Genomic DNA, 14,701 nt, shown 5'->3' on the forward strand with positions numbered 1-14,701 from the left:
AGGGCGGAGTCGTGCCAGCGCAGGAGTGGGGACTGATGAACAACGACGACAAGCGCGGCGGACGGGGGCTCGACCGGCGCCATCTGCTCCAGGCGGGGCTTGCGGCAGCTTTCGCCGCGCCGCTCGGCGCGCTGGGCGCGCAGGCTTTTGCGCCGCGCGGCATCGCATCCGGCATCGATTTCTCGGAGTTTCCGCTGTGCCGGACGGCGTCCGATGCGCCCGCGCTCACCGGCGCGCCGCGCAAGCTGAAACTGTCGTGGAATGCCGGCGCCGTCTGCCTCGCGCCGGTGCCTGTTGCCATCGAGCATGGCTTCTTCCAGAAGCACAATCTCGACGTCGAGCTCGTCAACTATTCCGGCTCGACTGATCAACTGCTCGAGGCGATCGCGACGGGAAAGAGCGATGCCGGTCTCGGCATGGCGCTGCGCTGGCTGAAGCCGCTGGAGCAGGGCTTTGACGTCAAGATCGCCGCCGGCACCCATGGCGGCTGCATGCGCGTGCTGTCGCGCGCCGATTCCAGTGTTGCCAAGCTCGCCGATCTCAAGGGCAAGATCGTCGCGGTCGGCGATCTCGCCGGTCCCGACAAGAACTTCTTCTCAATCCAATTGGCAAAGCTCGGTATCGATCCGAACAAGGACGTCGACTGGCGCGCCTATCCCGGCAACCTCCTTAACGTCGCCGTCGAGAAGGGCGAGGTGCAGGCGTTCCTGTCCTCCGATCCGCTGGCCTATCTCTGGCTCAAGGACACCCAGTATAAGGAGGTCGCCTCCAATCTCGACGGTGAATTCCGTGAAAAGAGCTGCTGCATCCTCGGCCTGCGCGGCAGCCTGGTGCGGGAGGAGCCGCAGGTCGCGCGCGCCATCACACAGGCGCTGCTCGATGCCGCGATGTTCAGCTCGCAGAATGCGACGGCCGCCGCAAAATCGTTCCAGCCCTACGCGCCGAAGGCGGCCACGCTCGCCGATATCGAGGGCATGGTGCGCTACCACACCCACCATCATCATCCCGTCGGCGATGTGCTGAAGCGCGAGCTCAAGGCCTATGCCGACGATCTCAAGAGCGTGCAGGTCTTCAAGCCGAGCACCGACACGGCCAAATTCGCGGAGCGCATCTATGTCGACGTATTCGCTGTCTGACGGCCTTGCCTCCGGCGCGCCGCGCCTCTCGCGCGCGCCGTTGCTGGCGAACTGGGCGAAGGAATCCGGCGCCGGTGTGCTCGCCAGCATCGCCTGGATCGCCTTCGGCCTGTCCTGCCTGTGGTGGGCGGATGTCGGCGACTGGTCGCGCACGCATTCGCTCGGCATCGCCGCCTTCGTCATCGCGGCCATCGCGCTGTTCGGCACCATCGGTGCCGATTATCTGGGATCGGCGGGCAGGGCCCTGCACAAGCGCGCGCCCTGGCTGGTCGCGCTCGGCGCCTTCCTGACGCTGTGGGAGGTCGCGACGGCAAAGTTCGCCTGGCTGCCGCTGCCGTTCTTCCCGCCGCCGCAGTCGATCATCGAGGTCTATACCGACGATTTGCCAAAGCTGCTCGATAGCGTCTTCGCCTCGGTCAAGCTTCAGCTCGGCGGCTATCTGATCGGCGCCACGGTCGGCTTCCTGACCGGCGTCTCGATCGGCTGGTCGCGCGCGGTCGGCTATTGGGTGCATCCGGTGCTACGCTTCATCGGCCCGCTGCCGGCAACGGCCTGGCTGCCGATCGCCTTCTTCACCTTCCCGTCGAGCTGGAGCGCCTCGACCTTCCTGATCGCGCTGGCAACGGGCTTTCCCGTCACCGTGCTGACCTGGTCGGGTGTCGCGAGCGTCAGCAATGCCTATTACGACGTCGCGCGCACGCTCGGTGCCAAGCCGTCCTTCCTGGTGCTGAAGGTCGCGATCCCCGCCGCGCTGCCGCACGTCTTCGTCGGACTGTTCATGGGGCTCGGCTCGTCCTTCGCCGTGCTCGTCGTCGCCGAGATGATCGGCGTCAAGGCCGGGCTCGGTTGGTACCTGCAATGGGCGCAGGGCTGGGCGGCCTACGCCAACATGTATGCGGCGCTGATCGTGATGTCGCTGCTCTGCTCCGGTGCGATCACGCTGCTGTTTGCGATCCGCGATCGTCTCTTGGTCTGGCAGAAGGGGACTGTGAAATGGTAGCCGCAGCTTTGGCTGAAGCGGTCACGCATCCGGCCGCCGGCGCCGCGCTCGACATCGAGCAGGTCAGCCACGCCTTCGACATCGACGGCGCAGAGTTGCCGGTGCTCAGCGACGTCAGCCTCTCGGTCGAGCCAGGCGAGTTCGTCGCGCTGCTCGGCCCCTCCGGCTGCGGCAAGTCGACCTTGCTGCGCCTCGTCGCCGGCCTCGACAAACCCAGGGCTGGACGATTGCGCGAGGACGAGGAGCGCATCAGGAGTCCACATCCCTCGCGCGTGGTCGTGTTCCAGGATCCGACGCTGTTTCCCTGGCGGTCGGTCTGGGACAACGTCGCCCTGGGCCTCGAGGCCCAGGGCATTCTCAAGAGCCAGCGTCATCGTGTCGATGCCGCGCTCGATCTGGTTGGACTGGCGTCGTTCCGCAACGCCTATCCGCACCAGCTCTCCGGCGGCATGGCGCAGCGTGTCGCGCTGGCGCGTGCATTGGTCAACGATCCCAAGATCCTGATTCTCGACGAGCCGCTCGGAAAGCTCGACTCGCTGACCCGCATCACCATGCAGGCCGAGCTGGTCTCGCTCTGGCAGCGCAAGGGTTTTACCACGCTGCTCGTGACCCATGACGCCGAGGAAGCCCTCGTGCTCGCCAACCGCGTCATCGTCTTCAGCGATCGTCCCGCACGCGTGAAGGCCGACATCCGCGTCGACCGGCCCTATCCGCGTCATCGCGGCGATCCTTATCTCGCCGATCTGCGCCGCCAGATCCTCGGCCTGCTGGGATTGGACGCAACATGGTGACATCCGTAGCCAGGGGGCGCGCGGCCCATAGCGAGCCCGACTACATCGCGCGTGCCGAAGCGCTGGCCGAAGGTTTCGCGGCACGCGCGGCCGAGCATGACCGCACCGGCAGCTTCCCCTTCGAGAATTTTCGCGAGCTGTCCGAAGCGAACTTGCTGTCGCTGACGGTGCCGGCGGTCCATGGCGGGGCAGGCGCGGGCGCAAGGTACACCGCGCGCGTCATCGGCATCATCGGCAAGGCCGACCCGTCGACCGCGCTGGTGCTGTCGATGCACTACATCAACCATCTCGTCATGGCGCGCAGCCCGACCTGGCCGGTGCGGCACTCGCGCAAGCTTGCGCGCGAGAGCGTCGAGGGCATTGCGCTCGTCAACGCGCTGCGGGTCGAGCCCGAGCTCGGCTCGCCCGCCCGTGGCGGCCTGCCGGCGACGGTCGCGCGGCGTACCGAGACCGGCTGGCGCCTCTCCGGCCACAAGATCTATTCGACGGGCTCGCCGATCCTGAAATGGTACCTGGTCTGGGCGCGGACGGATGAGGCCGAGCCGCGCGTCGGGCAATTCCTGGTGCCGGCGGGCCTGCCGGGCACCCGCATCGTCGAGACCTGGGACCATCACGGCCTGCGCGCCAGCGGCAGCCATGACGTCATCTTCGACGACGTCGTGATCCCCCTCGATGCCGAGGTCGACGTGCGCAAGCCGGCGGACTGGCGTGCGCCCGACGTTGCACAGGCCGCCGTCCACACCGTCTTCGTCGCGGCGATCTACGACGGTGTTGCCCGCGCGGCGCGCGACTGGTTGATCAGGTTCCTGAAGCAGCGCGTGCCCGCCAGCCTCGGCGCGCCGCTCGCGACCTTGGCTCGCGCACAGGAGATCCTCGGTGCCATCGAAGCCAGGCTCGCGGTCAACGCGCGGCTGATCGCCTCCTTTGCAGGCGATTTCGACGACGGCGTTGGACTCTCTGCCGGCGAATCCAACGTCATCAAGCTCACCGTCACCAACAACGCGATCGCCGTGGTCGAGGATGCACTGTCCCTCACCGGCAATCACGGCCTGTCCCGCGCCAATCCGCTGGAGCGGCACTATCGCGACGTGCTGTGCGGTCGGGTGCACACGCCGCAGGATGATTCCACGCGCATCGGCCTCGGCCGCGCCGCACTGGGCCTCTAGGACATCAACAGGGAGACGATCATGTCGATCGAGTTCATCGGCTTCATCAGCAACAACAATTCGTCGGAGACCGTTGTCCGTGAGGGACCGGTGCTCAACCCCACCCACATCGAGACGGTGGCGAAGGCGCATGAGAATGCAGGCTTCGATCGCGCGCTGCTGGCGTTTCATTCGACCTCGCCCGACGCGCTCCAGGTGGCGCAGCACGTTCTTGGCGCGACCTCCCGCCTCAACGTGCTGATCGCGCAGCGGCCGGGATTCACCGCCCCGACGCTGCTGGCGCGGCAGTTTGCCGTGCTCGACCAGTTTTCCCGCGGCAGGGTTGCGCTCCACGTCATCACTGGCGGCAATGCCACCGAGCTCAGGCAGGACGGCAACACGCTCGACGACAAGGACGAGCGCTACGCCCGCACCTCCGAGTTTCTCGATATCCTCATGCTGGAATGGACCAGCGACAAGCCGTTCACCTACAAGGGCAGGTACTATCAGGTCGAGAACGCCTTCTCGCAGGTGAAGCCGTATCGGCCCGAGGGCATCCGCGTCTATTTCGGCGGCGCCTCGGATGCGGCCATCGACGTCGCCGGCAAGCACGCCGACACGTTTGCGCTGTGGGGTGAATCCTACGCGCAGGTGCGGGACGTGACCTCGCGCGTCCACAACGCCGCTGTCAGGCAGGGCCGGCCGACGCCGCGCTTCAGCCTGTCGGTGCGGCCGATCATTGCCCCGACCGAGAAGCAGGCCTGGGAAAAGGCCGAGGAAATCCTGGCGCGGGCCACCGCGCTGCAGGACAGGACCGGCTATCGCAAGCCGGCCGACGGCCATGCCACCGCCGGCGCGCGGCGCCTGCTCGCGCTCGCCGACCAGGGCAGCCGCATCGACAAGCGGCTGTGGACCGAGATCGCAAAGCTCACCGGCGCCAACAGCAACACCACCGCGCTGGTCGGCACGCCCGAGCAGGTCGCCGAAGTCTTCGGCGATTATTACGATCTCGGCATCAGCCATTTCCTGATCCGCGGCTTCGATCCCTTGATCGACGCGATCGAGTATGGTCGTGAGCTGATCCCGCTGACGCGAGAGCTGGTCGCCAGGCGCCAAGCCGTTCGCGGCGAGGCCGCGGAATGATCCGTCTCATGCTGGCCGGCGCGCTGCTGTTCGGCTCGTTCGAGCTGACGGCAGCGCAAACCACTTTGCGCGTCGGCGACCAGAAGGGCAATTCGCAGGCCGTGATGGAAGCGGCCGGCGTGCTCAAGGACGTTCCTTACAAGATCGAGTGGAAGGAGTTTCCGGCGGCAGCCCCGCTGCTGGAGGCGCTCAGCGCGGGCGCGATCGAGACCGGGCTCGTTGGCGACGCGCCCTTCACCTTCGCCGCCGCCTCGGGCGCGCCGGTCAAGGCGATCGCCGCCATCCGGCAGACGCGCGAGGGGCTCGCGATCCTCGTGCCGGAGAATTCGCCGATCAGGAGCTTTGCCGATTTGCGCGAGAAGAAGATCGCAACCGGCCGCGGCTCGATCGGCCATCAATTGATCCTCGCGGCGCTGGAGAAGAACGGCTGGAGCGCGAGCGACGTGCAGATCGCGTTCCTCGCGCCGTCCGATGCCAAGATCGCCTACACGCAAGGTTCGGTCGATGCGTGGTCGACCTGGGAGCCCTATGTCAGCCAGGAGGAGGTGCTGTTCAGATCGCGGCGCATCATCACCTCGGAAGGCCTGACGCCGGGCCTCAGCTTCCAGGTGGCGCGGCCTGACGCGATCAGGGACAAGCGCGCCGAGCTGACCGACTTCATCCGCCGCCTCACCGCGGCGCGCGCATGGTCGCTGAACAATGTCGACAGCTATGCTGCGACCTGGGGCAGGCTGATGAACATCCCGGTCGCCGTGCCGCAGAACTGGCTCTCGCGCGCAAAAATCCGCATCGCGCCGATCGACGACGGCGTCGTCGCGGACGAGCAGGGCACGATCGACCTCTATTTCCGCTGGGGCCTGATCAAGCAGAAGCTCGATGCCGCCGAGATCGTCGACCGCTCCTTTGCGGATGCGATTGCGAAGGCGGGGTTGTAGCGAAGTCCTCGTGTCCCGGACGCGGTGCAGCGTGCAACGCTGCTCCGCAGAGCCGGGGCACGATATATCACCAACACTCAAGCATCCGTGAAGTAGGAAGAACCCGTTCCAGCGCAATCGTCTTGCGCGACACGTTCCTTCTGCATTCGTCGCTCCCGACAACATCCTCATTGCTATTTGCATCGCACCTCTTGTGCCACGTCGCGCGCCCTCAAAAATCAATCCGACGACCACATCGGGAGACCGGCCATGGGCCTGCAAGAAACAAGAATCGAATCGCTTCCCTTCGTCACTGCCGAGCTCAACTATCTCGCGCCGACATCCGGCAAGCCGCGAACCTACGCATTCGACCCGCCGCCCGGTGAGCCCAGGAGCACGTCGCTGCCGGAGCCGCATCAGGTGCCGATCTTCGATGCGCGCTTGATCGCGAACAATTTCTCGCTCGATCGCGAAGGCTTTGCGCTGGTGCGCCATCCGACCCGGGTGAAGGATTTCTACGACGACGCAGAGGTGAGGGCGGTCTACTATCCCGCCGTCGAGGCGTTCCTGCGCGCGACGCTGAAGGCCGACCGCGTCGTCATCTTCGACCATACCGTGCGCAAGCGCGTCGAGGGCGCGGCCGACACCCGCGGCGGTGGCCCGCGCCAGCCGGCGACACGCGTCCATGTCGACCAGACCGCCATCTCCGGCGCCAACCGGGTGCGCGAGCATCTGCCTGACGAGGCCGAAGAGCTGCTGAAGGGCCGCGTCCGGGTGATCAACCTCTGGCGTCCGATCCGGGGTCCGTTGCGCGATTCACCGCTCGCCATGGCCGACGGCACCACGGTTGCGCCCGGTGATCTCGTGGCGTCAGACCTGATCTATCCCAACCGCCGCGGCGAGACCTATTCGGTGAAATACAATCCCGATCATCTCTGGTTCTATTTCCCGGAGATGACACCGGACGAGGCGCTGCTGCTCAAATGCTACGATTCCGCAACCGACGGCCGCACCCGCTTCGGGCCGCACACCGCCTTCGTCGATCCGACCACGCCGCTGGACGCCGCGCCGCGCGAAAGCATCGAGGTGCGCACGCTGGTTTTTCACAGACAGTAACAATCTTTGATGGCGTTGCCGGGATCCGTCCCGGCAGTTCCAGGAACTGAAGGGAACAAACTGACGTTTGCGGGACGGGTCTGGGCCAACCGGAGCGGTGCCGTGCGCGCGCAGCCGACGCTATTGTTTTGTCTCGCTACTTTCTCGTTTTCACCATTTTCTGTTGCCCATGCCGAAAACGGGCTCGCCTCCTACTACAGCTACGGAAAAGCCGGCAAGGGCGAGCTCACCTGCGCGCATCGGACGCGCCCGTTCGGCAGCGTGCTGAGGGTCTCCTATGGCAGCCGCACGATCCAGTGTCGCGTCAACGATCGCGGCCCGTTCATCCGCGGCCGTATCGTCGATCTCTCGGTGCCGGCCGCCCGCGCGCTCGGCATGATGAGTGCCGGCGTGGTGCGAGTCTCCGTGGAATAGGCCGGCCGGCGCGCTATAGTGCCGCCCAAAGCAAGGGGGCACTATGGCTGGGATCAGGATCGGACTCGTCGGCTGCGGCTTCGTGTCGGAGCTGCACATGTATGCGTTCCGGCGCGTCTATGGCGTGGACGTCGAAGTCGCGGCGGTGGCCGCGCGCGGCGACCACGTCGTCGAATTCGCTGGCCGTCACAACATCCCGCGGGTCTATCGCGGCTTTGCCGATCTGATCGCCGACCGCGAGATCGACGTCGTCGACATCTGCACGCCGCCCAATCTTCATGCCGAAATGATCGTCGCGGCGATGCAGGCCGGCAAGCACGTGATCTGCGAAAAGCCGTTCGCCGGCTATTTCGGCCGCGACGGCGACCAGCAGCCGATCGGCAAGCACGTGCCGAAGGCGCTGATGTATGAGCGCGTGCTGGAGGAGATGGACAAGACGCGCACCGCGATCGAGCGCACCGGAAAGCTCTTCATGTACGCCGAGGACTGGATCTACGCGCCCGCGGTGACCAAGACCGCGGAGATCATCAAGGCGACTAAGGACAAGATCCTGTTCATGAAGGGCGAGGAGAGCCATTCCGGCTCGCACGCGGCCCACGCCGCGCAATGGGCGATGACCGGAGGCGGCTCGCTGATCCGCATGGGCTGCCATCCGCTCTCCGCCGTGCTCTACCTCAAGCAGGTCGAAGCGAAGGCGCGCGGCGAGAGTATCCGCGTGGCCAGCGTCACCGGCGATGTCGGCAACGTCACAGCCGGCCTCAAGCCGGAGGAGCGCACCTACATCAAGGCCGATCCCGTCGATGTCGAGGACTGGGGCACGCTGACCGCGACTTTCTCTGACGGCACCAAGGCCACCGTGTTCTCCGGCGACATGATCATGGGCGGCGTGCGCAATCTGGTCGAGACCTATACGTCGGGCGGCTCGCTGTTCGCCAACATCACCCCGAACAACCATCTGATGAGCTACCAGACCTCCGAGGAGAAGCTCGCCAGCGTCTACATCACCGAGAAGGTCGACCGCAAAACCGGCTGGCAATATGTCTGCCTCGAGGAGGAATGGACGCGCGGCTATCTGCAGGAGATCCAGGACTTCATGAAATGCGTCGCGACCGGGCGGCAGCCGCTGTCCGACCTTGCGCTCGCCTATGAGACGATCAAGGTGAACTACGCCGGCTATTGGGCCGCGGAGGAGGGGCGACGGGTGGTGTTGTAGGGGATCGTTGCCGCGACGGGACCGGGCTCCCTCGCCCCGCTTGCGGGGAGAGGGTTGGGGTGAGGGGGAGCTTCCGCGGGGACGGTGACAGAGGAGTTCGCGGAGAGGCCCCCTCACCCGGAATTTGCTGCGCAAATTCCGGCCTCTCCCCGCAAGCGGGGAGAGGCGAAGAAACCTCTCTACGCCCCGTAGGTCGAGCCCTTCGGCAGCGGGAATACCGGGTCTTGCGTCCTGATGTTCGTCGGCCACACCACCGAGATGTGCTCGCCCGCGTTCTGCATCACCACCGGCGTCGAGCGTTCGTTCTGGCCGGACAGCGGCGTGCCCGGCGGGAAGAATTTGACGCCATAGCCCTGGATGGTGCCGCCGGCGGGGATGTCGACGTCGAGCGCGGCCTTGCGGATGGCCTCCGGCTCGAAGCTGCCGTACTTCTCCTTGGCGACAGGCAGCACGTTGTTGAGCAGCACCCAGGTCTGGTTGAAACCCATCGAGCAGTGCGGCGGCACGTCGGTGGCGCCGGTCTTGGTCTGGTAGCGCGAGACCATGGTCTTGATCAGCTCGCCCATGCCCGGCGCGAGTTTCGCCGCATCGAGCAGCTGCGCCGGCACCGGGTCGATGTTGCAGAAATTGTCGATGTCGGGACCGAAGGTGGCGCGCAGCTTGTCGAGCTGGCTGTAGCCGGCGCCGGCCCCGAACAGCATCTTGAAGCGCAAGCCGCTCTCGCGGGCCTGGCGCAGGAACAGGGTGATATCGGGGTTGTAGCCGGCATGCGAGATCACGTCGGCCTTGGCGCGCTTGATCTTCGTCACGAGCACCGAGAGGTCGGGCGCGGACGCCGAATAGCCCTCGCGCAGCACGACCTGGATGCCGGCCTGCTTGGCATAGGCCTCGTCGGCCGCGGCGACGCCGACGCCATAGGGGCCGTCCTCGTGGATCAGCGCGACCTTGACGTCCTTCGCGTCCATGCCGAGCTTGGCTTTCGCATGCTCGGCGATGAATCCGGCAAAGGCCTGGCCGTACTGGTCGGAATGGATCTGCGCGCGAAACACGTATTGCAGATTCTTGTCCTTGAACACGGCGGTCGAGACCGCGGTCGTGATCCAGAGGATCTTCTTCTGCTGCTCGACCTTCGCCGCCATCGGCACCGCATGCGCGCTGGAATAGACGCCGTTGATGATGTCGATCTTTTCCTGGCTGATCAGCCGCTCGGCCTCGTTGATGGCGACGTCGGCCTTGCTCTGGGAATCCGCCGCGACCGGCACGATCTTGGTCTTGCCGCCGATGCCGCCCTTCTCGTTGACGAGGTCGATGGCGATCTGCGCGCCGACCGAGGAGGCGACCGAGCCGCCTGCGGCGAAGGGACCGGTGAGGTCGTAGATCAGACCGATGCGCAAATTCTCGGCCTGCGCCTGGGCCCTGGTCCAATCGAGGCTGAGTGTGGCGGCGGCAGCCGCCGTACCCTTCAGCAGCTGCCTGCGTGAAGTCGGCATCCTATCCTCCCTCAAAAACCGTCTTATGATTGGTTGTTATCTTTTTGCGAAGTATGGGGAGCGGGATGGCGGAAAGTCAACATCGCGAAAGTCGGGTCTGTCAGCTGCGCCATGGAACGCAATTGCGAAATGACCGCGAGGCGACCGCATCCGACAATCGTCGCGCGCTACTGCTTCAAGCGCCGTGCCAGATAATGCGCGGTCTTTCCGCCGGCCTTGGCAACCTGGTCCGGCGTTCCCGATGCGACGATGCGGCCGCCCTCGTCGCCGGCACCGGGGCCGAGATCGATGATCCAGTCGCTGTGCGAGACGACGTCCATGTCGTGCTCGACCACGACCACGCTGTTGCCGGTGTCCACGATCCGTTCGAGCTGGGCGATCAGCCGCTCGACGTCCCGTGGATGCAGCCCGGTGGTCGGCTCGTCCAGCACGTAGAGCGTATGGCCCCGTTGCGGACGCATCAGCTCGGTCGCCAGCTTGATCCGCTGGGCTTCGCCACCGGACAGTTCGGTGGCGGACTGGCCGAGGCGGATATAGCCGAGACCGACCTCGCGCACGACCGAGAGCGACCGGTTCAGCGCGGCATCGCCCTCGAAGAACTCGAAGGCTTCGTCGACGCGCATCGCCAGCACATCCGCGATGGATTTGCCGCGGATTGTCACCTCGAGCGTCTTGTCGTTGTAGCGGGCGCCCTTGCAGGTCGGGCAGGGCGCGTAGACGCTGGGCAGGAACAAGAGCTCGACACAGACGAAGCCTTCGCCCTCGCAGGTCGCACATCGTCCTTTCGCGACATTGAACGAGAAGCGTCCGGCATCGTAGCGGCGGGACTTTGCCTGCGGCGTTGCCGCGAACAGTTTTCGGACATGGTCGAACAGGCCGGTATAGGTCGCAAGATTGGACCGCGGGGTGCGGCCGATCGGCTTCTGGTCGACGACGACGAGGCGGTTGATTTGGTCAAGGCCGGCAACGATCCTGCCGCCCAACGTCTCGACGGTCGGGGCCAAGCTGTCGTCATCGGCGTCAGCGGCCAGCGTATGGCCGAGATGCGCGGCAACGGTATCGACGAGGAATTGGCTGATCAGGCTCGATTTGCCGGAGCCCGACACGCCGGTGATGCTGGTGAGGATGCCGAGCGGAATATCGACGTCGAGACCACGAAGGTTGTTACGGGACACGCCCCTGAGCTTCAGATGGCCCTTCGGCTCGCGGCGCGCCGGCGGCAGCTTCTTGCGCGGACGTCCGAGGTAATGCGCGGTTCGCGATTGCTCGATGTCACCGAGCCCTTCCGGCGGCCCGCTGTAGAGGATGAGTCCGCCGCCGTCGCCGGCGTCGGGGCCGACATCCACCAGCCAGTCGGCGTGGCTGATCACCTCGATCTCGTGCTCGACCACGAAGATCGAGTTGCCGGCGTGCTTCAGCCGGTCCAGCGCCCGCAGCAGCGCCTCGGTGTCGGCGGGATGCAGGCCCGCTGACGGCTCGTCGAGCACGTAGACGACGCCGAACAGGTTCGAACGAACCTGCGTCGCAAGGCGCAGCCGTTGCAATTCGCCCGGTGACAGCGTCGGCGTGCTGCGCTCGCAGGCGAGATAGCCGAGGCCGAGGTCGAGCAGGACGGCGAGCCGCGCCGACAGATCCTCGCAGATGCGCCTGGCGACGACGGTCTTCTCCGTCTTGTCTGTCGAGGCCTTTGCGAACGGCTCGACCAATTCCTGCAATTGCTTGAGCGGCAGGTGCGACATCTCGGCGATGTTGAGGCCGGCGAACCTGACCTTGAGTGCCTCGGGCTTGAGCCGGGTGCCGTGGCAGGTCGGGCAATCCCGCGTGATCATGAATTGCGCGACGCGGCGCTTCATCATCGCGCTCTCGGACTTGGCGTAGGTTTGCATCACGTAGCGCTTGGCGCCGGTGAACGTGCCCTGATAGCTCGGCTCTTCCTTGCGGCGCAGGGCGCGTTTGACCTCAGTGGCGTCGTAACCGGCATAGACAGGCACGGTGGGCTGTTCATCCGTAAACAGGATCCAGTCGCGGTCTTTTTTAGGAAGTTCGCGCCAGGGCTTGTCGACGTCGTAGCCGAGCGTCGTCAGGATGTCCCGGAGGTTCTGCCCTTGCCAGGCACTCGGCCAGGCCGCGACGGCGCGCTCTCGGATCGTCCTGGTGTTGTCGGGCACCATCGACTTCTCGGTCACGTCGAGCATCCGGCCGATGCCGTGGCAGGTCGGGCACGCCCCCTCGGGCGTGTTCGGCGAGAACGCTTCCGCATAGAGCATCGGCTGTCCCCGCGGGTAATCGCCGGCGCGGGAATAGAGCATCCTCAGAAGGTTCGAGATGGTGGTCACGCTGCCCACGGATGACCTTGTCGTCGGCGCCCCGCGTTGCTGCTGGAGCGCGACGGCGGGCGGCAGGCCTTCGATGTCGTCGACTTCAGGGACTTGCATCTGGTGGAACAGTCGCCGGGCGTAAGGCGACACCGACTCCAGATAGCGCCGCTGCGCCTCGGCGTAGATCGTTCCAAAGGCGAGCGAGGATTTCCCGGAGCCCGACACGCCCGTGAACACGACGAGGGCGTTGCGGGGAATGCGAACGTCGACGTTTCTCAGGTTGTGCTCGCGCGCGCCCCGGACGTGAACGAAGCCGTCGTCCTGGGTCAGGCTCTCAGTCTGCTTTGGTCGATCATCCATCTCGCGCCTCTAACCCAGACGGGGGGTAACGACAAGATCGCAGGATGGGTCCTCCGGTGCCAGCGTGGGCTTCGGTTTCTGCACAAAGCGAAGGCCGCCGCGGTAAATGCGACGGGCCCTGCTGGATGTGTTGGCTTGCCGGTGCCGACCGGACTCTCGCCGCACCTCAGACGATGAAATCCCTGGCGTTGAGATCGGCGGCGTGGATGCCGTCCAGCGTGATCGTGTCGTTGGCGGTCAGGTGGATCACCGCATTCCCGGCGTTGTCGTCGCTGATCAGGCTTTTCAGCTCGGCCCAGCCTGCAAAGTCGTAAGCGTGGACGTCGATCACATCGTGCTCCCGCGCCGTGCTGCCGGCCGCCTTGTTGCCCTGGTTGAAATCGTTGATCACGTCCTGGCCCGAGCCGGCGTTGAACACGAACAGATCGTTGTTCGGCCCGCCCCAGAGCTGATCATTGCCGCCTCCGCCGTTCAGGAGGTCGCGGCCGCCGGTGATCGAGCCGGCCGCGGCGGGAGTGTAGATGCGTGCATCGCCATACATCCAATCGCCGCGATCGCTCCCGTAGAGAATATCATTGCCACACTGTGCGTTGCCGGACATCTGCGAGGCATCGCCGACGAGCGCGATGGAGGTCGAATCGGGATTGCCGGCGACGGCTGCGATCAGGATGTCGTCCCCGCCGCGGGCATTGTCGCTCATGTAGTCGCTGTCGCCGAGGAGCGATGCGCCGCCGGACCGCGCACCGGCGCCGACGGTATATATGAGGATGTCGTTGCCGCCGCGTGCATCGCCGCTCATGGTCACCAAGGCATCACCGGATATCGACGCGTTGCCAGAGAATCCGGCCTGGACCACGCTGACGATGTCGTTGCCGCCTTCAGCGTTGCCGCTCATGAGCGATCCGGAATCGCCGCTGAACGCGCCATAGGATCTGTCGCCCATCTCTGCCGTGATGAGGTCATTGCCGCCCTTGGCATCCCCGGTCATGGCGATCTCGGCGTCGCCCGAGAGATAAACGTTTGCATAGGTCGCGTTCGACGCCTCAACATGCAGCACGTCGTTGCCGCCATGGGCTTGATCTGACATGATCTGCGCGTCGCCATCAAAAGACACATAGGGCAAGCGACCCTCGACCGTCGCAACCAGAAGGTCGTTGCCGCCATGCGATCGGCCGTTCAGGATCGCCTCGTCACCGACAAACAGCAGGCTGCTGGGCCCGTCATCGACCGTTGCGATCATGATGTCGTTACCGCCGTGGCCGTCGACCGGCAGGCCGGGGTCTCCGAACGCGATCACGAGTTCCTGGCTTCCAACGCTGACGATGATCGTATCGTTTGGCATACGGCGCATCGCGTAGGCTCCCGGTCCGTGTCAGGCGCGGATCGCGGCGGACTTCATGTCCGCGCACCGCGCTGCGGCCGTGCCGCGTCACGTATCTTCTTTGGTTTGATGGCGGAGATTGGCCCGCGGTGCAGCTTGATTGCGGCCGAGGAGCCGCATCGGAGGATGCGCGTCGTCAAGCTGTCATGAAACGCAGGTGCGCCGGCATGTTTGCGAGAGTGTATTGGCGGGAGGGATCGAAGGATGAATCGATCCGCAGTGCCGTAGGGTGGGCAAAGCGAAAGCGTGCCCACGATCCCTTTGATACGGAACGAGATGG

General features: G+C 65.5%; 12 protein-coding genes. 9 read left to right on the forward strand and 3 right to left on the reverse strand.

The genetic code is table 11. The features are described from left to right. The first annotated feature begins 35 nt into the window (after positions 1 to 35). The 9 genes from CIT37_RS11900 to CIT37_RS11940 all read left to right on the forward strand — a co-directional run bounded on the left by CIT37_RS11900 (position 36) and on the right by CIT37_RS11940 (position 8,872). Positions 36 to 1,136 (forward strand): ABC transporter substrate-binding protein, encoded by a 1,101-nt coding sequence (locus CIT37_RS11900; RefSeq protein WP_038971186.1) that lies wholly within the window; start codon positions 36 to 38, stop codon positions 1,134 to 1,136. Further along, positions 1,114 to 2,136: an ABC transporter permease gene (locus CIT37_RS11905; RefSeq protein WP_028145404.1), complete on the forward strand. Its 1,023-nt coding sequence runs from the start codon at positions 1,114 to 1,116 to the stop codon at positions 2,134 to 2,136. Before CIT37_RS11900 ends, CIT37_RS11905 begins: the two co-directional genes overlap by 23 nt. Beyond that, a complete protein-coding gene (locus CIT37_RS11910) occupies positions 2,130 to 2,927 on the forward strand; it encodes an ABC transporter ATP-binding protein (protein WP_028145403.1) in 798 nt (265 codons plus the stop codon). The genes CIT37_RS11905 and CIT37_RS11910 overlap by 7 nt, the downstream gene beginning before the upstream one ends. Continuing rightward, the gene (locus CIT37_RS11915; protein WP_095426118.1) at positions 2,921 to 4,093 is read left to right on the forward strand and encodes an acyl-CoA dehydrogenase family protein; all 1,173 of its coding nucleotides are present in this window, start codon (positions 2,921 to 2,923) and stop codon (positions 4,091 to 4,093) included. The genes CIT37_RS11910 and CIT37_RS11915 overlap by 7 nt, the downstream gene beginning before the upstream one ends. Positions 4,094 to 4,114: 21 nt before the next feature. Further along, complete coding sequence (locus CIT37_RS11920; protein WP_095426119.1) at positions 4,115 to 5,215, forward strand: LLM class flavin-dependent oxidoreductase; 1,101 nt, start codon at positions 4,115 to 4,117, stop codon at positions 5,213 to 5,215. Then, positions 5,212 to 6,150, forward strand: a complete 939-nt coding sequence (locus CIT37_RS11925) for an ABC transporter substrate-binding protein (protein WP_095426120.1) — start codon at positions 5,212 to 5,214, stop codon at positions 6,148 to 6,150. The genes CIT37_RS11920 and CIT37_RS11925 overlap by 4 nt, the downstream gene beginning before the upstream one ends. A gap of 249 nt (positions 6,151 to 6,399) precedes the next feature. Beyond that, entirely contained in the window at positions 6,400 to 7,245 is an 846-nt protein-coding gene (locus CIT37_RS11930; protein WP_095426121.1) for a CmcJ/NvfI family oxidoreductase, read from the forward strand. 102 nt (positions 7,246 to 7,347) lie between these two features. Next, positions 7,348 to 7,659, forward strand: a complete 312-nt coding sequence (locus tag CIT37_RS11935) for a septal ring lytic transglycosylase RlpA family protein (RefSeq protein ID WP_028145398.1) — start codon at positions 7,348 to 7,350, stop codon at positions 7,657 to 7,659. A 43-nt stretch (positions 7,660 to 7,702) separates the two neighbouring features. After that, on the forward strand, positions 7,703 to 8,872 hold the full coding sequence (locus CIT37_RS11940; RefSeq protein ID WP_095426122.1) for a Gfo/Idh/MocA family protein: 1,170 nt from the start codon (positions 7,703 to 7,705) through the stop codon (positions 8,870 to 8,872). Between the two features lie 179 nt (positions 8,873 to 9,051). Here the strand turns inward: CIT37_RS11940 and CIT37_RS11945 are convergent, their stop codons facing one another. From CIT37_RS11945 to CIT37_RS11955, 3 genes are all read right to left on the reverse strand, one after another. Next, positions 9,052 to 10,362 (reverse strand): ABC transporter substrate-binding protein, encoded by a 1,311-nt coding sequence (locus CIT37_RS11945; RefSeq protein WP_095426123.1) that lies wholly within the window; start codon positions 10,360 to 10,362, stop codon positions 9,052 to 9,054. Positions 10,363 to 10,529: 167 nt separating this feature from the next. Continuing rightward, the gene (gene uvrA / locus CIT37_RS11950) at positions 10,530 to 13,040 is read right to left on the reverse strand and encodes an excinuclease ABC subunit UvrA (protein WP_038971176.1); all 2,511 of its coding nucleotides are present in this window, start codon (positions 13,038 to 13,040) and stop codon (positions 10,530 to 10,532) included. A 166-nt stretch (positions 13,041 to 13,206) separates the two neighbouring features. Further along, a complete protein-coding gene (locus CIT37_RS11955) occupies positions 13,207 to 14,391 on the reverse strand; it encodes a calcium-binding protein (RefSeq protein WP_038971175.1) in 1,185 nt (394 codons plus the stop codon). Positions 14,392 to 14,701: the final 310 nt, after the last annotated feature.

Origin of the sequence: Bradyrhizobium ottawaense (genome assembly GCF_002278135.3) — a bacterium.
Lineage (GTDB): Bacteria > Pseudomonadota > Alphaproteobacteria > Rhizobiales > Xanthobacteraceae > Bradyrhizobium > Bradyrhizobium ottawaense.

Excerpts from the sequence above, each read along its gene's own strand:
- CIT37_RS11940 (WP_095426122.1), top strand. The coding sequence starts at position 7,703 with ATGGCTGGGATCAGGATCGGACTCGTCGGCTGCGGCTTCGTGTCGGAG.
- CIT37_RS11920 (WP_095426119.1), top strand. The coding sequence starts at position 4,115 with ATGTCGATCGAGTTCATCGGCTTCATCAGCAACAACAATTCGTCGGAG.
- CIT37_RS11925 (WP_095426120.1), top strand. The coding sequence starts at position 5,212 with ATGATCCGTCTCATGCTGGCCGGCGCGCTGCTGTTCGGCTCGTTCGAG.
- CIT37_RS11905 (WP_028145404.1), top strand. The coding sequence starts at position 1,114 with ATGTCGACGTATTCGCTGTCTGACGGCCTTGCCTCCGGCGCGCCGCGC.
- CIT37_RS11945 (WP_095426123.1), bottom strand. The coding sequence starts at position 10,362 with ATGCCGACTTCACGCAGGCAGCTGCTGAAGGGTACGGCGGCTGCCGCC.
- CIT37_RS11930 (WP_095426121.1), top strand. The coding sequence starts at position 6,400 with ATGGGCCTGCAAGAAACAAGAATCGAATCGCTTCCCTTCGTCACTGCC.
- uvrA (WP_038971176.1), bottom strand. The coding sequence starts at position 13,040 with ATGGATGATCGACCAAAGCAGACTGAGAGCCTGACCCAGGACGACGGC.
- CIT37_RS11955 (WP_038971175.1), bottom strand. The coding sequence starts at position 14,391 with ATGCGCCGTATGCCAAACGATACGATCATCGTCAGCGTTGGAAGCCAG.
- CIT37_RS11915 (WP_095426118.1), top strand. The coding sequence starts at position 2,921 with ATGGTGACATCCGTAGCCAGGGGGCGCGCGGCCCATAGCGAGCCCGAC.
- CIT37_RS11910 (WP_028145403.1), top strand. The coding sequence starts at position 2,130 with ATGGTAGCCGCAGCTTTGGCTGAAGCGGTCACGCATCCGGCCGCCGGC.
- CIT37_RS11900 (WP_038971186.1), top strand. The coding sequence starts at position 36 with ATGAACAACGACGACAAGCGCGGCGGACGGGGGCTCGACCGGCGCCAT.